This window comes from Bacteroides stercoris ATCC 43183, assembly GCF_025147325.1.
In the GTDB taxonomy this organism is placed as follows: Bacteria; Bacteroidota; Bacteroidia; order Bacteroidales; family Bacteroidaceae; genus Bacteroides; species Bacteroides stercoris.
Genome location: NZ_CP102262.1, coordinates 3,598,645 through 3,615,818, shown reverse-complemented (window position 1 = coordinate 3,615,818; position 17,174 = coordinate 3,598,645). Strand labels below are relative to the sequence as shown.

The 17,174-nt window shown below is 46.4% G+C and carries 15 protein-coding genes and 1 pseudogene; 15 read left to right on the top strand and 1 reads right to left on the bottom strand.

Annotation, left to right across the window (positions count from 1 at the left end; all coding sequences use genetic code 11):
* Nucleotides 1-93: 93 nt before the first annotated feature.
* From NQ565_RS15315 to NQ565_RS15270, 10 genes are all read left to right on the top strand, one after another.
* A complete protein-coding gene (locus tag NQ565_RS15315; protein ID WP_005654388.1) occupies nt 94-582 on the top strand; it encodes a Fur family transcriptional regulator in 489 nt (162 codons plus the stop codon).
* Nucleotides 579-1,847, top strand: a complete 1,269-nt coding sequence (locus NQ565_RS15310; RefSeq protein ID WP_005654390.1) for an adenylosuccinate synthase — start codon at nt 579-581, stop codon at nt 1,845-1,847. Before NQ565_RS15315 ends, NQ565_RS15310 begins: the two co-directional genes overlap by 4 nt.
* A gap of 106 nt (nt 1,848-1,953) precedes the next feature.
* A complete protein-coding gene (locus NQ565_RS15305) occupies nt 1,954-3,258 on the top strand; it encodes an alpha-L-fucosidase (RefSeq protein WP_005654392.1) in 1,305 nt (434 codons plus the stop codon).
* Between the two features lie 178 nt (nt 3,259-3,436).
* Nucleotides 3,437-4,132 carry a zinc metallopeptidase gene (locus NQ565_RS15300; protein WP_005654394.1) on the top strand — a complete coding sequence of 232 codons (696 nt, stop codon included), beginning with the start codon at nt 3,437-3,439 and terminating at the stop codon, nt 4,130-4,132.
* A gap of 124 nt (nt 4,133-4,256) precedes the next feature.
* Nucleotides 4,257-5,618 carry a histidine--tRNA ligase gene (hisS, locus tag NQ565_RS15295; RefSeq protein WP_005654395.1) on the top strand — a complete coding sequence of 454 codons (1,362 nt, stop codon included), beginning with the start codon at nt 4,257-4,259 and terminating at the stop codon, nt 5,616-5,618.
* 128 nt (nt 5,619-5,746) lie between these two features.
* A complete protein-coding gene (locus NQ565_RS15290) occupies nt 5,747-5,905 on the top strand; it encodes a hypothetical protein (protein ID WP_005654397.1) in 159 nt (52 codons plus the stop codon).
* Nucleotides 5,906-6,096: 191 nt separating this feature from the next.
* On the top strand, nt 6,097-7,599 hold the full coding sequence (locus NQ565_RS15285) for a glutamine synthetase family protein (protein WP_005654398.1): 1,503 nt from the start codon (nt 6,097-6,099) through the stop codon (nt 7,597-7,599).
* Between the two features lie 216 nt (nt 7,600-7,815).
* Nucleotides 7,816-8,088 carry a co-chaperone GroES gene (locus NQ565_RS15280; protein ID WP_004290132.1) on the top strand — a complete coding sequence of 91 codons (273 nt, stop codon included), beginning with the start codon at nt 7,816-7,818 and terminating at the stop codon, nt 8,086-8,088.
* A 41-nt stretch (nt 8,089-8,129) separates the two neighbouring features.
* Nucleotides 8,130-9,767, top strand: coding sequence for a chaperonin GroEL (groL, locus tag NQ565_RS15275; protein ID WP_005654400.1), 1,638 nt, complete (start codon nt 8,130-8,132; stop codon nt 9,765-9,767).
* A gap of 131 nt (nt 9,768-9,898) precedes the next feature.
* Nucleotides 9,899-10,921 carry a threonine aldolase family protein gene (locus NQ565_RS15270; protein WP_005654403.1) on the top strand — a complete coding sequence of 341 codons (1,023 nt, stop codon included), beginning with the start codon at nt 9,899-9,901 and terminating at the stop codon, nt 10,919-10,921.
* A gap of 168 nt (nt 10,922-11,089) precedes the next feature.
* Here NQ565_RS15270 and NQ565_RS15265 read toward each other — a convergent pair whose 3' ends face one another.
* Nucleotides 11,090-13,618, bottom strand: coding sequence for a glycoside hydrolase family 9 protein (locus tag NQ565_RS15265; protein ID WP_005654405.1), 2,529 nt, complete (start codon nt 13,616-13,618; stop codon nt 11,090-11,092).
* Nucleotides 13,619-13,929: 311 nt separating this feature from the next.
* Between NQ565_RS15265 and NQ565_RS15260 the strand changes: the two genes are divergently transcribed.
* From NQ565_RS15260 to NQ565_RS17045, 5 genes and pseudogenes are all read left to right on the top strand, one after another.
* On the top strand, nt 13,930-14,907 hold the full coding sequence (locus tag NQ565_RS15260; protein WP_005654407.1) for a DnaJ C-terminal domain-containing protein: 978 nt from the start codon (nt 13,930-13,932) through the stop codon (nt 14,905-14,907).
* A gap of 15 nt (nt 14,908-14,922) precedes the next feature.
* Nucleotides 14,923-15,222 carry a chaperone modulator CbpM gene (locus NQ565_RS15255; protein ID WP_005654409.1) on the top strand — a complete coding sequence of 100 codons (300 nt, stop codon included), beginning with the start codon at nt 14,923-14,925 and terminating at the stop codon, nt 15,220-15,222.
* Nucleotides 15,223-15,852: 630 nt separating this feature from the next.
* Nucleotides 15,853-16,044: pseudogene (locus NQ565_RS15250) on the top strand (site-specific integrase); the annotation flags it as partial.
* Between the two features lie 81 nt (nt 16,045-16,125).
* A complete protein-coding gene (locus NQ565_RS15245) occupies nt 16,126-16,743 on the top strand; it encodes an FAD:protein FMN transferase (RefSeq protein WP_005654418.1) in 618 nt (205 codons plus the stop codon).
* Between the two features lie 101 nt (nt 16,744-16,844).
* Nucleotides 16,845-17,081 carry a hypothetical protein gene (locus NQ565_RS17045; protein WP_010185707.1) on the top strand — a complete coding sequence of 79 codons (237 nt, stop codon included), beginning with the start codon at nt 16,845-16,847 and terminating at the stop codon, nt 17,079-17,081.
* Nucleotides 17,082-17,174: the final 93 nt, after the last annotated feature.

The window sequence follows — 17,174 nt, the reverse complement described above, 5'->3', positions numbered from 1 at the left end:
ACTTTACTATTCTCATCATTAATTTTTCTTTTTTTGTTTGCTTTCCGCAAAAAAGGCTTAACTTTGTTGGCTGTTAAAAAACTGCGCCTTTAAATGGAAAGTCAGAACGTGAAAGATACGGTTAGACAGATATTCACCGAATATCTCAATATGAACGGGCATCGCAAGACTCCCGAACGCTATGCCATACTCGACACTATTTATTCCATAGACGGCCATTTCGATGTTGACACGCTTTATTCGCTGATGGCAGACCAGGAGAATTTCAGAGTGAGCCGTGCGACGCTGTACAACACCATCATATTGCTTATCAATGCCCGGCTGGTTATCAAGCATCAGTTCGGAAATTCCTCTCAATACGAAAAATGCTATAACCGTGATACGCATCATCACCAAATCTGCACGCAGTGCGGCAAGGTTACCGAATTCCAGAACGAGGAATTGCAGCATGCCATTGAGAATACCAGGTTGAGCCGCTTTAACTTGACGCATTATTCGCTGTACATGTACGGCTTGTGTAGCAAGTGCGACCGCGCAAACAAAAGAAAGAAGAAAAATAATAACCATAAGAAAGAGAAATGAAAGTAGACATTCTATTAGGATTACAATGGGGCGACGAAGGCAAAGGCAAAGTCGTTGATGTATTAACTCCGAGATACGATGTAGTGGCACGTTTTCAAGGCGGCCCGAACGCCGGTCATACATTGGAGTTTGAAGGTCAGAAATATGTGCTCCGTTCCATTCCTTCGGGAATCTTCCAGGGTGATAAGGTGAATATCATCGGTAACGGTGTAGTGCTCGACCCGGCACTGTTCAAGGCGGAAGCGGAAGCATTGGAAGCATCCGGTCATAATTTGAAGGAACGCTTGCATATTTCCAAGAAAGCACACCTCATCCTGCCCACGCACCGCATTCTGGATGCTGCCTATGAAGCTGCAAAAGGAGATGCCAAAGTGGGAACTACCGGCAAGGGCATCGGTCCTACCTATACGGACAAGATTAGCCGCAACGGTGTACGTGTAGGTGATATCCTGCACGATTTCGACAAGAAGTATGCTGCTGCCAAAGCCCGTCACGAGCAAATCCTGAAAGGCTTGAATTACGAATATGATTTGAGCGAATTGGAAAAGGCATGGTTCGAGGGTATCGAATACCTGAAGCAGTTCAAGTTTGTGGACAGCGAACATGAAATAAACGGTCTGCTGTCGGACGGAAAGTCTGTTTTGTGCGAAGGTGCGCAAGGTACGATGCTCGATATTGATTTCGGTTCTTATCCGTTTGTCACTTCTTCCAATACCATTTGTGCAGGAGCTTGCACGGGCTTGGGCATAGCTCCCAATAAGATTGGCGAAGTGTACGGTATCTTCAAGGCATATTGTACGCGTGTGGGTGCAGGTCCGTTCCCGACGGAACTGTTCGACAAGACCGGTGACCAGATTTGTACGCTGGGACATGAATTCGGTTCGGTAACCGGACGTAAGCGCCGTTGCGGATGGATTGACCTGGTAGCCTTGAAGTATGCCATTATGGTAGACGGCGTAACCAAGCTCATCATGATGAAGAGCGATGTGCTCGACTCATTCGAAACAATCAAAGCCTGTGTGGCATATAAGGTCAACGGTGAGGAAATCGATTACTTCCCGTTCGATATCGAAGGTGTGGAACCGGTGTACGTGGAATTGCCCGGCTGGCAGACGGATATGACAAAGATGCAGAGCGAAGACGAATTCCCCGAAGAATTCAACGCTTATCTGTCGTTCCTGGAAGAGCAGCTCGGTGTGCCTGTGAAGATTGTATCTGTAGGTCCCGACCGCGAACAGACCATCGAACGCTATACGGAGGAATAACATAGATTGACAAATAGACAACCTTACGTACGGGTTACGCGGATTTTGTGGTTTCGATAACGGACTGTATAAATTCGGGTAACCCATATTTTTTTTATTTATTACCATGAAAACACGTATTATCTCATTATTGCTTCTGTTCTCTCTCTGCTCTTCCGGGAGGTCGCAACCTTATCAGCCTACGGCAGAAAACTTACAGTCGCGCCAGGAGTTCAGGGACAGCAAATTCGGCATTTTCCTGCATTGGGGACTGTACTGCATGTTGGCAACCGGAGAATGGACTATGACCAATAATAACCTGAATTATAAAGAATATGCCAAATTGGCGGGCGGATTTTATCCTTCCAGGTTCAATGCAGCCAAGTGGGTGGCGGCTATCAAGGCTTCCGGAGCAAAATATATTTGTTTCACTTCACGGCATCACGAGGGCTTTTCCATGTTTCATACCCGTTATTCCGATTATAATATTGTGGACGCCACTCCTTTCAGGCGGGATGTACTGAAGGAATTGGCGGATGAATGTCATAAGCAGGGGATTCGCCTGCATCTGTATTATTCACATATAGACTGGTATCGCGAGGATGCTCCGCAAGGGCGTACGGGGCGTGGAACCGGGCGTCCGGATCCTTCGGGAGACTGGAACAGCTATTACGCTTTTATGAATAACCAGTTGACGGAGTTGTTGACCGGTTACGGGAAAATAGGCGCAATATGGTTCGACGGCTGGTGGGATCAGGACCGGAATCCCGGTTTCGATTGGCAGTTGCCTGGACAATATGCGTTGATACACCGCCTGCAACCTGCCTGTCTGATTGGTAATAATCATCACCGGACACCTTTCGAGGGAGAAGATATACAGATTTTTGAGCGTGATTTGCCCGGTGAGAATAAGGCGGGACTTTCCGGACAAGGTGTCAGTAACTTGCCATTGGAAACGTGCGAGACAATGAATGGCATGTGGGGATATAAGATTACGGACCAAAACTATAAGCCGGCAAAAACTTTGATTCACTATCTGGTGAAGGCAGCCGGTAAGGATGCCAATCTCTTGATGAATATAGGTCCGCAGCCCGATGGCGAACTTCCGGCTGTTGCCATGGAGCGACTGGCAGAGATAGGAGAGTGGATGAAAGTGTACGGTGAAACTATTTACGGAACACGTGGCGGCTGTGTGGCTCCTCACCCTTGGGGAGTGACAACGCAGAAGGGAAATAAGCTGTATGTGCATATTCTGGATTTGCAGGATAAAGCGCTTTTCCTGCCTTTGGATGGAAAGCGCGTGAAGAAGGCTGTAGGTTATACCGACCGCCGGCCGCTGAAAATACAGAAATGCCGGGATGGTGTCATGCTTTATCTTTCCGAAGTCCCGACAGATATTGACAAAGTCATCGAACTGCACCTGGAAGAGTAGCCTGCTGCCGGTGAATTGCTAAAACTGTAACCGTTATGTCAGTAAATCTTTAATTCTTCCTAAAAGATAGGGAGAACCGGGAGATAGCTCGCAGTTTCCCTTTATTTTTGGCAGACAATTTGTTATACAAACAGAAACGACACATTATTCATTTATTTATTATTAAAAGAAGAAAATTATGGGAACAGGAATGATAGGCATGCAATGGATTATCTTTATCGGGGTGGCTGTGGTCAGTTGGCTGGTACAGATGAACCTGCAGAGTAAATTCAAGAAATATTCTAAAATCCCCACCGGCAACGGAATGACGGGAGCCGATGTGGCTTTGAAGATGCTGCACGATAACGGCATCTACGATGTAACCGTAACACATACTCCGGGTCACTTGACAGACCATTACAACCCTGCCAATAAGACCGTCAACCTTAGCGAAAGCGTTTATAACAGCAACAGCATTATGGCGGCGGCCGTTGCCGCCCATGAGTGCGGACATGCCGTGCAGCATGCACGCGCCTATGCACCGCTTACGATGCGTAGCAAACTGGTGCCTGTGGTTTCGTTTGCTTCTAACATTATGACGTGGGTACTGTTGGGCGGTATCCTGATGCTGAACACTTTTCCGCAGTTGCTGCTGGCAGGTATCATCCTGTTTGCCATGACTACACTGTTCAGCTTCATCACCCTTCCGGTGGAAATCAATGCGAGCAAGCGTGCATTGGTATGGTTGAGCAGTTCCGGCATTACGAATGCCCGCAATCATACACAGGCGGAAGACGCGCTTCGTTCGGCGGCTTATACGTATGTGGTAGCTGCGCTCGGTTCATTGGCAACGCTTGTTTACTACATAATGATATTCATGGGACGCAGAGAATAAGAACGTTCTGTTCCGTAGAAATAGAAAAATGCTTTCTTCATGCTAAATGGAGAAAGCATTTTTTTTCTTAATCAATAAAATACCGTAACTTTGTCATCTGATTTTATAAATAATTGATACGATTATGGCAGCAAAACCAAGTATTCCAAAAGGAACCCGCGACTTTTCGCCCGTAGAAATGGCGAAGCGTAACTATATATTCAATACGATTCGTGATGTTTATCATCTTTATGGTTTCCAGCAGATAGAGACTCCTTCCATGGAAATGCTTTCCACCTTAATGGGGAAGTATGGTGAAGAAGGCGATAAACTGTTGTTCAAGATACAGAATTCGGGTGATTACTTTTCCGGTCTGACGGACGAGGAGCTGTTGAGCCGTAATGCCGCGAAGCTCGCAAGCAAGTTTTGTGAGAAAGGTCTGCGCTATGACCTTACCGTACCTTTTGCCCGTTATGTCGTGATGCACAGGGATGAAATCACGTTCCCTTTCAAGCGTTACCAGATTCAGCCGGTGTGGCGTGCCGACCGTCCGCAGAAGGGGCGTTATCGTGAGTTCTATCAATGCGATGCCGATGTGGTGGGCAGTGACTCCTTGCTGAATGAAGTGGAACTGATGCAGATAGTCGATACCGTATTTACGCGCTTCGGCATCCGTGTGTGTATTAAAATCAACAACCGCAAGATATTGAGCGGCATTGCCGAGATTATCGGTGAGTCCGATAAGATAGTGGACATTACCGTAGCGATTGACAAACTGGACAAGATAGGGCTGGACAATGTCAACGCCGAACTGAAAGAGAAGGGCATCAGTGATGAGGCCATTGCCAAGTTGCAGCCTATCATTTTGTTGAGCGGTAGTAACGAAGAGAAACTCGCTACACTGAAGCAGGTGCTTTCTGCCAGCGAAGAGGGCTTGAAGGGTGTGGAAGAGAGCGAATTTATCTTGAAGACGCTTTCCGCGCTTGGATTGAAGAACGAAATCGAGCTTGACCTGACGCTGGCTCGCGGCTTGAACTATTATACGGGTGCTATTTTTGAAGTAAAGGCGTTGGATGTACAGATTGGCAGCATTACCGGTGGCGGCCGTTATGACAACTTGACCGGTGTATTCGGCATGGCAGGTGTTTCGGGAGTGGGCATTTCGTTTGGTGCAGACCGCATATTCGATGTGCTGAACCAGCTTGAACTCTATCCGAAGGAAGCGGTGAACGGTACGCAGCTTCTGTTTATCAATTTTGGTGAGAAAGAAGCCGCCTTCTCTATGAATGTGCTTACCCAGGTACGTGCGGCAGGTATCCGTGCCGAAATCTTCCCCGATTCCTGCAAGATGAAGAAGCAGATGGGGTATGCCAACTCCAAGATGATTCCGTTTGTAGCTTTGGTGGGAGAAAACGAGATGAACGAGGGCAAGGTAACCTTGAAGAATATGGAGACGGGAGAGCAGAAATTGATTACCCCCGAAGAGTTGGTTAGCGAACTGAGTTAATAAAAACTGAAATACTATTAAAAAGGAGCCTGTTTGTGCTCCTTTTTTTGTATATTTGTTACGCAGGTGTTGCAGGAATGTAATATTCGGCTCTTACCTTTGCAGTGACAATAAAAGAGGAGGTTTGTATGGTTTCCGTTCAATTTAAACAAGAAAGGCATAATGCGCTGGTCAGTTTCCTGATGATTGTCATAGCGGTGTTGTTTTTGCTTTATATGGGCAGCTCGCTGGTGAACTCTACCCGGACTTTTTGGGAAAACTATTCCATAGAGAATTTATTGGAATGACATTCTGTAGGCAGGGAACAGAAAGTCGAGTTCTATCCGTTTTTTGCAATATTTATCCATATCGGGAATAAATAAAGACAGTCGGTTTATTGCAATTGGCTGTCTTTTTGTATATTTGTGAGTCCGTGTTCCAAACTTTTAATACGGACATGTTTTGTTAACCGTATCATCAACTAAAAACAACCAGAATCATGGAACAAGATTTCTCAATGCATGCCAATCCGTTGGTGGCCAAGCTTCAAAAACCGGCTTCCGAATTTACAAAAGCCGACATCGTTTCTTATATAAAGGAGAATGGAATCACTATGGTGAACTTCATGTATCCTGCTGCCGACGGGCGGTTGAAAACTTTGAACTTTGTCATTAACGATGCCGCATATCTCGATGCGATACTTACGTGCGGGGAGCGTGTGGACGGTTCCAGCCTGTTTCCTTTCATTGAAGCGGGCAGCAGCGATTTATATGTAATCCCCCGCTTCTGTACGGCTTTTATAGATCCGTTTGCCGAGCAGCCTACGCTTTCCATGCTCTGCTCTTTCTTCAATAAAGACGGCGAACCGCTGGAAAGTTCTCCCGAACACACTCTGCGCAAGGCGTGCCGGGCATTTACGGAAGTAACCGGTATGGAGTTCCAGGCCATGGGCGAATTGGAGTATTACGTCATTTCGGAAGACAGCGGCATGTTCCCGGCTACCGACCAGCGTGGTTATCACGAGTCTGCTCCGTATGCCAAGTTCAATGAATTCCGTACCGAGTGTATGGCATACATCGCACAAGCCGGCGGACAAATTAAGTACGGGCATTCCGAAGTGGGTAACTTCACCCTTGACGGCAAGATATACGAGCAGAATGAAATCGAATTTCTGCCGGTACGTGCCGAGCAGGCAGCCGACCAGTTGATGATTGCCAAATGGATTATCCGTAACCTTGCTTACCAGTATGGATACGACATCACTTTCGCTCCGAAAATAACGGCAGGAAAGGCCGGTTCCGGATTGCATATTCACATGCGCATCATGAAGGACGGAAAGAATCAGATGCTGAAAGACGGCGTACTTTCCGAAACAGCCCGCAAGGCGATTGCGGGAATGATGGAGCTGGCTCCTTCCATTACCGCATTCGGCAATACGAATCCTACTTCTTATTTCCGCCTTGTTCCTCATCAGGAAGCGCCTACCAATATCTGCTGGGGCGACCGCAACCGTTCCGTATTGGTACGTGTGCCGTTGGGATGGTCGGCAAAGACCGATATGTGCATGATTGCCAATCCTCTGGAAGCGCCGAGCAATTACGACACCACTCAAAAGCAGACGGTAGAGATGCGTTCACCGGACGGTTCAGCCGATTTGTACCAACTGATTGCAGGACTGGCTGTAGCTTGCCGCTGCGGTTTTGAGATGCCGGATGCTTTGGAAATTGCGGATAAGACTTATGTGAACGTGAATATCCACAAGAAAGAAAACGAAGACAAACTGAAACAACTGGCTCAGTTGCCCGACAGTTGTGTCGCTTCTGCCGATTGTCTGGAAAAACAGCGTGCCGCTTTCGAGAAATACAATGTCTTCAGTCCTGCCATGATTGATGGAATTATCAGTAAGTTGCGTGCTTATGAGGATAGGACTTTGCGTAGCGAAGTGCAGGATAGTCCGGAAGAGATGCTGAAACTGGTTGAGAAGTATTTCCATTGCGGGTAACGGACAGAACAGATATTATAGTAAAGAACTCCTTGCCGGACGGTTGCCGGTGAGGAGTTCTTGTTTTATAGCCGGTCACCTTTGCCATTTTGTCAGCATTTATCTGCCAAACGAACAGCTTTGCCTTTTGGCACGGTTTTCGTAAGTTCTTTATCGCTTGTATAAAGCAACATTACCATTATAATAAATTGTATAACATATAAAACAAAAGAAACTATGAACATTAAACCATTAGCAGACAGAGTGCTGATACTCCCTGCACCTGCAGAAGAAAAGACAATTGGCGGTATCATTATTCCTGATACGGCAAAAGAAAAACCTTTGAAAGGTGAAGTTATCGCAGTAGGCAACGGAACTAAGGACGAAGAAATGGTGTTGAAGGTTGGTGATACGGTACTGTATGGCAAATATGCCGGTACGGAACTGGAAGTGGAAGGAACCAAGTACCTCATCATGCGTCAAAGCGACGTACTCGCTGTTTTGGGATAATAAATTTATAAATAGTAAACCTGATAAATAGTAAAAACATTATGGCAAAAGAAATATTATTCAATATCGATGCCCGCGACCAACTGAAGAAAGGTATCGATACACTGGCAAATGCAGTAAAAGTAACGCTCGGCCCGAAAGGACGTAACGTAATCATCGAAAAGAAGTTCGGCGCTCCCCACATCACAAAGGACGGTGTAACAGTAGCCAAAGAAGTGGAACTGGCCGATGCTTACCAGAATACCGGTGCACAACTGGTTAAGGAAGTTGCTTCCAAGACTGGTGACGATGCTGGTGACGGTACAACTACCGCTACCGTATTGGCTCAGGCTATCGTAGCCGAAGGCTTGAAGAACGTAACTGCCGGTGCAAGCCCTATGGATATCAAACGCGGTATCGACAAGGCTGTTGCCAAAGTGGTTGAGTCTATCAAGAGCCAGGCCGAGATGGTAGGTGACAACTATGATAAGATTGAACAGGTAGGTACGGTATCTGCCAACAACGACCCGGTTATCGGTAAGCTGATTGCAGACGCTATGCGTAAGGTTTCCAAAGATGGTGTTATCACTATCGAAGAGGCTAAGGGTACGGATACCACTATCGGTGTAGTAGAAGGTATGCAGTTCGATCGCGGTTATCTTTCCGCTTATTTCGTAACCAACACTGAAAAGATGGAATGCGAAATGGAGAAACCGTACATCCTGATTTACGATAAGAAGATTTCCAACCTGAAAGATTTTCTGCCTATCCTCGAACCGGCTGTACAGACTGGCCGTCCTCTGTTGGTAATTGCAGAAGATGTGGATAGCGAGGCTCTGACTACCTTGGTTGTGAACCGTCTGCGCTCTCAGTTGAAGATATGTGCTGTGAAGGCTCCGGGCTTCGGCGACCGCCGCAAGGAAATGCTGGAAGACATTGCCGTATTGACAGGCGGTGTTGTAATCAGCGAAGAAAAAGGCTTGAAACTGGAACAGGCTACTATCGAAATGTTGGGTACTGCCGACAAGGTAACTGTTTCTAAAGACAATACGACTATCGTGAACGGTGCCGGTGCAAAAGAAAACATCAAGGAGCGTTGCGAACAAATCAAGGCTCAGATTGCTTCTACCAAGTCCGACTATGACAAGGAGAAATTGCAGGAACGTCTTGCCAAGTTGTCAGGCGGTGTGGCTGTTCTTTACGTAGGTGCTGCTTCCGAAGTGGAAATGAAAGAGAAGAAAGACCGTGTAGACGATGCTCTCCGCGCTACTCGTGCCGCTATCGAAGAAGGTATCGTAGCAGGTGGTGGTGTGGCTTACATCCGTGCGCTCGAAGCATTGGAAGGTTTGAAGGGTGACAATGCCGACGAAACTACCGGTATCGACATCATCAAACGTGCCATCGAAGAGCCTTTGCGCCAGATTGTAGCCAACGCCGGTAAGGAAGGCGCTGTTGTAGTACAGAAAGTTCGTGAAGGCAAAGCCGACTTCGGTTACAATGCACGTACCGATGTTTACGAAAACCTGCACGCTGCCGGTGTGGTAGACCCTGCAAAGGTTACTCGTGTGGCTTTGGAAAATGCCGCTTCTATCGCAGGTATGTTCCTTACTACCGAATGTGTGATTGTCGAGAAGAAAGAAGATAAGCCCGAAATGCCGATGGGTGCTCCCGGAATGGGCGGTATGGGCGGAATGATGTAATATCGTTTTCCCTTGATTTCTTAATCATATAAATTGACCGCGATGTCTTGCATAAAGGCGTCGCGGTTTTTTTATGTTGGATAATATTGTTTCCTTTGCATATTCATTTCGATAATAAAACAGAAAAGACCATGAGAAGTTTTGCTTCAGATAATAATTCGGGGGTGCATCCTTTGGTAATGGAAGCGCTGAATAGGGCCAATCGGGACCATGCAGTGGGATATGGTGATGATGTATGGACGGAAGAGGCTGTCCGCAAAATCAGGGAAGCTTTTACTCCGGATTGCGAACCGTTGTTTGTATTCAATGGAACCGGCAGCAATACTGTTGCCTTACAGTTATGCACGCGTCCTTATAATTCGATAATATGTGCGGAAACTGCGCATATTTATGTAGATGAGTGCGGCGCTCCTGCCCGCATGACAGGCTGTCAGATTCGTCCGGTTGCCACTCCCGACGGAAAGCTGACTCCTGAGTTGGTACGTCCTTATCTTTGTCATTTCGGCGAGCAGCATCATTCCCAGCCGGGAGCTTTTTATATCTCGCAATGTACGGAGCTGGGCACTGTCTACCGGCCCGATGAAATCCGTGCGTTGACGGAACTGGCGCACCGGCACGGCATGTACGTCCATATGGACGGCGCCCGTCTGGCAAATGCCTGTGCGGCCCTTAACCTTAGCTTCAGGCAGTTGACGGTAGATTGCGGCATTGATATTCTTAGTTTTGGCGGAACGAAAAACGGGTTGATGCTTGGAGAAAGTGTAATTATCTTTAATCCGGCTTTAAAGAAAGAGGCTTGTTTTGTACGCAAGCAGTCGGCACAGCTCGCATCGAAACTCCGTTACCTGTCCTGTCAGTTTACTGCTTATCTCACGGACGACCTTTGGTTGAAGAACGCTTCACATGCCAATCGTATGGCGCAGCTTTTATATGCCGGATTGAAAGAGTTGCCCGGAGTACGTTTTACGCAGAAAGTGGAAAGTAACCAACTGTTCCTGACAATGCCCCGTCCGGTAATTGACAACTTGTTGAAAGACTACTTCTTCTACTTCTGGAATGAAGAAGAGAATGAGATACGTTTCGTTACCTCTTTTGACACTACGGAACAGGATATAGAAGAACTGCTACGCGCCATTAGACGTTATTGTCATTAAGCGGTATTCATGTTTTGCCATATAAAAAAGCCCCCGAACCTTCACAGGCAAGGGGCTTGATTTAGACCTTTCCCTCTTTTTAGGGGGTGAGGGAAAGGCTTACTGAAAACAAACAGATTTACTTTACCTTAAAATACCTTTGATTGATAACCTTTTAACTAACCTTCTTTATAATGCTGAATTTGTCTTAATACCTATTGCTTCGAGTATGGGGGTAAAGGTATAACCTTTACGTTTCAATGTTTTTATCAATTTATCCAAATAGCTGTTGTAAAATTTATCCGTACGGCGGTTGTCTGTTCCGAAGTGTATCAGCATCAAATGTCCGTTCAGGCCCTCTTTCTTCTCTACTTCCATGATTTTGTTGTAGATGAACTTGCTGCTCCGGTATTTCTGTCCCATATCGGGGGTGGTATAATCTGCATTGCTCATGGTTCCGGGAGTATAGTTGACAACTTGTATTCCCATATTTTTTGCCCAGGCGGCTATCTCCTTGTTATAATATTCATAGGGCGGAATGTATATCGGGGCATCTTTATATTCAATACCGGCCTTGCGCATGGCTTCGTAGCTTTTCAGCATATCCTTTTCAAATTCCTCGCGGGTAACCAATAAGGAATCGCGGTTCTCCCACGGCATATAGAGCAGATGTCCGTAGCTATGGCTGCCTACCAGATGTCCTTCGTTGAGCAGCCGTTTTACTATTTCGGGGTAAAGCTCGTAAAATTCGCCGGTAAAGAAGAAGCTTCCTTTGATACCGTGCCTTTTCAGGGTACTGATAATGGCATCCGCGCCGTCAGCCTTGTCGGCTGCTGTGAATACGAGGCTGATTTGTTTTTTAGACGGGTCGGTACGCACGATACCGCCATTGACGTATACATTTTTATCTGCCGATGCACCTGCCTGTTTCATGCCTTCTTTCTGCATGGCAGAGAGATAATAGGTGAGGCAGGCGGTTCCGTCCATGGTCGGTTCATTGGTGGAATAGTCGTGGAGTGCATCGTGGTATACCATCAGGTCCGGTTGAAAGCGTTCGTAATCCTGTCCGGGCGTACCGGGAATGCCGGTCATGTTTACGCCTCGCAGCCCCTCGAATATGCTGCGGTATACGGGGCCGTCTACCAGTCCGCCTGTCGTATTGCCTACGCCTGCATTGAGCAGGGAGGAGTGGGGTTGCGAAGGATAATCGCCGTAAAGCGGCAGTTCCACAATCATGCTCGTTCCCCACGGATTGCAGCCGAACAGCCAGTCGCGGAGGGCGGCTTCCATTTCGGCATAAGTCTCATCGCCGGTTGTCTCTCGGTAGAGACGGCATTGCGTCAACATGGCAGTAGTCAGGTTGTTGGAACACCAGATGTAGGGAATACCGTGCAGGAAAGGACTTTCGACTGCTTTCTCGTATGTGCGCTCAATACCGGTGCGCATGTTGCGGATAAACTCTTTACTGATGCGCGGGTTGTTTACAGTGGCCAGGTGGTAGTGTCCCATGTTCATGAACGGATACCATTGGTAATGGCGGGCGCTGTCGGCACCCATCCACGGAGTGACGGGTTCGCGGCGTCCGTATTCGAGGGCTTGCGACAGGTATTCCGGCTTGCCGGTAGCATTGTATAGCTCCATGGCTCCGAGCTCCATATCGTCCGTCCAGTTGTCTTCTTCATAGATGTAGGGTGATTTTACGGAGGCGGTCTGGCATGTTCCCGGTCTTTTTACACCTTCCTGATAGGCGGCATCGGCTTTTTCACCGATTTCAGCGGCAAATTCGGGGTAAAACTCTTTCAGTATCCTGGCTCCCAGTGCAAAACAAGCGGCAAACTTGCCGGCTGTACTTGCTACGCCGGTGGTGGCATTGGTGAATTTTCCGCGCACTTGCGGCTCTCCGCTGCAAAAGTAAACGGGGCGTCCTTTGCCCGGTCCGTAGCCATAATCCACCTCATCTTTATTGGGCAGGCGCATGCCGGCGTGGTCGCGGTCGTCGGCAATCTGGTTGTACAGTTCGCCCGGAGCGGGATTCATGCGGTTCAGCCAGTCCAGCCCCCATTTTATTTCGTCTACTATATCGGGGATGCCGTTTGCTTCCGGCAGTCCGGCTGCATTGTAGGCATCGCCGAATGCCTCGGGGTTTTCCTGGTAGGCAAACATCATTTGGTATATGGCATTGGCGGAAGTCGTGGTATATTGCAGGTAGTCGGTAGCATCGTGCCAGCCGCCGCGCACATCGATGTGTTGCCCGGTTTTTGTGGGGTGGTACACTATGTAGCCGTCGTGTACGTGGCAACTGTCTTTCAAGAATGGGTTGTAACCGCAACGTTGCTGGCGCATGTAGTTCAGCAGGAAGTCGGCTGTGCCGTTATATACCTGCGCATTGATAGGGAAGCGTGGAGAAACTGCTTTTCCCGCTTTCAGGTAATATGTGCCCGGTTCTTGAAAATTACTGAAATCCAACCGGTAAGTACTGCTCATGCTGCCTGATTGGCCGGTGGCTTTGGGCGAAGTAAAAGTGCGTACCGTTTTTCCGGTAAAAGCATCGACCAGTGCGTATTCTTGTACGTCGGTTTTTGTTTCGCTCATGAATACCGCTACTTTAATGGATTGCGGCAGATAGCCCAGTTGGTTGATTCTAATCCATTCGTCTGCCTTACACGGGAGTGCGGCAAATGCAAAAATCAGTGTTAAGAGCCGATAATAACGTTTCATAAAATGCTTTTCATTTAAGGTTGTGGGGGTACTATGTAACAAAAGGTTTTACCTAAATGCAAATAAAGCGGTTTCTATCAATTTTAGGAAGATTTGGTGTAAATTATTAGATGATATTATTTTTCATTTACAATATTTTAGAATGAGACAAAAAGTATGGCATTAGTCGTTTTGTCAATAAACTCTTGCTTGCCATATGTTTATGTGATATTGAATATCTTTTTAGCTTTCGTTTACGCATTTTAATTTCTTAAAAACAATGTTGGTGTGTTATTTGTTCTATCCATTTTAGAATACAAAACTTATAAACTATGGCTTACATTGATTATTATCAAGTCCTTGGAGTAGACAAAACGGCATCTCAGGATGACATCAAGAAGGCGTTCCGTAAGTTGGCGCGCAAATATCATCCCGACCTGAATCCGAATGACGCTACTGCCAAAGACAAGTTTCAGGCTATCAACGAGGCCAATGAGGTGCTTAGTGATCCTGAGAAAAGAAAGAAGTATGATGAATATGGCGAACACTGGAAGCATGCCGATGAATTTGAGGCTCAGAAGCGGGCACGGCAACAGGCCGGTGCAGGAGGTTTCGGCGGCTTCGGCGGTGCAGGCTTCGGTGGTCAGGGCGGTGCCGGTTTCGGTACGGACGGGAGCGGTACATATTGGTACTCTTCCGACGGGCAGGAGTTTTCCGGAAGCAGTGCAGGCGGCTTCTCCGATTTCTTTGAACAGATGTTCGGACACCGTACACGCGGTGGTGGCGGGGCGAATGCAGGTTTTCGCGGACAGGATTTCCATGCCGATTTGAACCTGTCGCTTCGGGATGCCGCCCGGACTCATAAGCAGATATTGACGGTGAACGGCAAGAATGTCCGCATCACCATTCCCGCCGGTGTGGCGAACGGCCAGGTCATTAAACTGAAAGGCTATGGCGGCGAGGGTATCAACGGCGGGCCTGCGGGCGACCTGTACATTACTTTCGTGATAGCGGAAGATCCCGTCTTCAAACGCTTGGGCGATGATTTGTATGTAGATGTGGACATCGACCTCTATACAGCGTTGCTGGGTGGCGAGAAGTTGGTGGACACATTGGAAGGTCAGGTGAAACTGAAAGTAAAACCCGAAACGCAGAACGGTACGAAAGTCCGTCTGAAAGGGAAGGGTTTTCCGGTATACAAGAAAGAAGGCCAGTCCGGTGACTTGATTGTGACTTATTCCGTAAAGTTACCGGTGAATCTGACGGAACAGCAGAAAGAAATGTTCCGTAAAATTCAAAGTATGAACTAAAAAGGAGAACGAGTTATGCAGAACGAATTAATTATAGTCAGTGAGTATTGCGACAAGTGTCACATAGAGCCCTCGTTCATTGAGATGTTACAGGAAATCGGTCTGATAGATATCCGGACGGAAGGCGGGGAGCGTTGTTTGCAGTTTGCCCAGTTGCCGGATGTGGAACGTTACAGCCGTATGTATTACGACCTGTCCATCAACATCGAAGGTATTGATGCCATTCATCATTTGCTGGAGCGTATGGAAAGTATGCAGCAGGAGATTTATTCTTTACATAGCAGGTTGAGGCTGTTTGAGGATGTGTCAAGATGATTTAGTATTTTCTTTCAGGCATAGATTATACGGATTTCATTATTTCTGTTTATAAAATACATGAAATCCGTATAGTTTGTGCCTGAAGATTTATTATCATGTAAACACTCGCGTACATTTATCAAGTTGTATATTATGTTGGATGATTACTGCTAAACAGCCAGTGTATATTCCAGCATATATTTGCATTTGGACGGCATTTTCGGTTGTTCTCAGAATCCTTTGTATGATCTTTACATATAAGGATTTTACTTGTTTTTGTCGGAAAAATATCAAATTATAATAGTAGTATGTTTAGTTTGTTCAAAAAATAATATATATTAGCCTGATAAAATATCTTTTACGTGGTATTATAGGCAAGAACATTCTCAAAGCAATAATTTAAAGTAATGGATTTGTGGTTCTGCTTGCAAAGTTTAGTCTTTTTTGTCTATATATCCAAAACGGACTAAACTTGTTTCTATTGACGGCAATTTATATATGTGCTGGCGAAAAGAAAAACAGTATTCTTCTTTTCGCCAGCATTACTTTTATGATAGGTTAGTAATTTGAGGAAGCAATGAACGCTTTTGAAAGAAAGGTAAAAATAATAAAAGAATTGATTCGCTTCAATAAAAATCCAGTTTTTTTCATATCGGACATTATACCTTTGTTGTTTCGGGTATATTAAAAGGCGTGCCATAAGAAACTTTACAAAAGTATTAGGACACAAAATCAATCTTTTCTATGCAGATATATGCTGAACTGATTAACCCAAAGGTCGGAGAAGATACGGACAAAATTTTCGATAAGATTAGTTTCATATATCGCTTAGCTAATTAGAAATGTATTCTACATAGAGATACACTTGGCACAAAAAACATCGTAAGATATATAACTTGATGCAATCCTTTCCGCACAGCCATGCAAGTGTCGGAACAAACAGGCGGGATATTTGACGTAACTTGTGCACCGCTTATCAACCTGTGGGGATTTGGCTTTACAAAGTTTGACAGCATCACTCCGCAACTCGTAGACAGTATCCGCCACTTTGTAGGCTTCCGAAAAGTGCATTTACAGGGCAACCGTGTGATGAAAGACGATCCCCGCATTCTGCTCAATTTCTCGGTGCTCGGCGGCGGTACTATCTGTAACATAATCGCGTGTTTGTTCGACCGCAAAGGCATATCGAACTATATGATAGACATCGGCGGCGAAATGATAGCGAAAGGAAAGAACCCGCAAGGGTGGAATTGGTGCATTGGCATTGTCAGACCGAAGGATGACAGTACCGGAACAAACTCCGAGCTTGAACAAATTGTGCAACTGTCGGAACGGCTGGGACTCGCAACTTCCGGCAACTACCGTAATTTCTATCTGAAAGATGGAAGGAAATACGCTCATGCCATCAATCCGATAACAGGATATCCGGTTCAAAAGGATATATTGAGTGCTACAATTATTGCCCATCAGTGCATGCTTGCTGATGCCTATGCAACGGCCTTTATGACGTTGGGGAGCCGCAAAGCCCGTCAGTTGTAGAAAGAGCATCAGGAAATTGACAATTTCATTATCTATACGGACAGTTGCGGAAACTACCGGACAGAGTACTCGCCGCGAATGAAAAGGTATCTGGCAGATTAATGTTTTCTATATTCCTGCGGAGTAGAGCCGGTGAACCGTTTAAAGAATTGGGTGAAGAACGCCGTATTTTCAAATCCCAGCGAATGGGCCATCTCCTTTACGAACATATACGCAATTACTTCGGCGTGAAAGTGACAAAGGGAGTCGCTTTCCAGTTTATGGTGAACAACCTGTTGAGCAAGGAGTGCGGCTATCGTTCGATAACATTCATGGTGAAATTGGATATTACTTTTTAACAGTAGAAGGATAATAACCTGGAGCCGTAATGGAGAGATTACTTTCGTTACGACTCCTTTCGCATGCCGTCTGCATGATTTTAACGTCTCAAC

Excerpts from the sequence above, each read along its gene's own strand:
- NQ565_RS15315 (WP_005654388.1), top strand. The coding sequence starts at position 94 with ATGGAAAGTCAGAACGTGAAAGATACGGTTAGACAGATATTCACCGAA.
- NQ565_RS15310 (WP_005654390.1), top strand. The coding sequence starts at position 579 with ATGAAAGTAGACATTCTATTAGGATTACAATGGGGCGACGAAGGCAAA.
- NQ565_RS15305 (WP_005654392.1), top strand. The coding sequence starts at position 1,954 with ATGAAAACACGTATTATCTCATTATTGCTTCTGTTCTCTCTCTGCTCT.
- NQ565_RS15300 (WP_005654394.1), top strand. The coding sequence starts at position 3,437 with ATGGGAACAGGAATGATAGGCATGCAATGGATTATCTTTATCGGGGTG.
- hisS (WP_005654395.1), top strand. The coding sequence starts at position 4,257 with ATGGCAGCAAAACCAAGTATTCCAAAAGGAACCCGCGACTTTTCGCCC.
- NQ565_RS15290 (WP_005654397.1), top strand. The coding sequence starts at position 5,747 with ATGGTTTCCGTTCAATTTAAACAAGAAAGGCATAATGCGCTGGTCAGT.
- NQ565_RS15285 (WP_005654398.1), top strand. The coding sequence starts at position 6,097 with ATGGAACAAGATTTCTCAATGCATGCCAATCCGTTGGTGGCCAAGCTT.
- NQ565_RS15280 (WP_004290132.1), top strand. The coding sequence starts at position 7,816 with ATGAACATTAAACCATTAGCAGACAGAGTGCTGATACTCCCTGCACCT.
- groL (WP_005654400.1), top strand. The coding sequence starts at position 8,130 with ATGGCAAAAGAAATATTATTCAATATCGATGCCCGCGACCAACTGAAG.
- NQ565_RS15270 (WP_005654403.1), top strand. The coding sequence starts at position 9,899 with ATGAGAAGTTTTGCTTCAGATAATAATTCGGGGGTGCATCCTTTGGTA.
- NQ565_RS15265 (WP_005654405.1), bottom strand. The coding sequence starts at position 13,618 with ATGAAACGTTATTATCGGCTCTTAACACTGATTTTTGCATTTGCCGCA.
- NQ565_RS15260 (WP_005654407.1), top strand. The coding sequence starts at position 13,930 with ATGGCTTACATTGATTATTATCAAGTCCTTGGAGTAGACAAAACGGCA.
- NQ565_RS15255 (WP_005654409.1), top strand. The coding sequence starts at position 14,923 with ATGCAGAACGAATTAATTATAGTCAGTGAGTATTGCGACAAGTGTCAC.
- NQ565_RS15245 (WP_005654418.1), top strand. The coding sequence starts at position 16,126 with ATGCAAGTGTCGGAACAAACAGGCGGGATATTTGACGTAACTTGTGCA.
- NQ565_RS17045 (WP_010185707.1), top strand. The coding sequence starts at position 16,845 with ATGTTTTCTATATTCCTGCGGAGTAGAGCCGGTGAACCGTTTAAAGAA.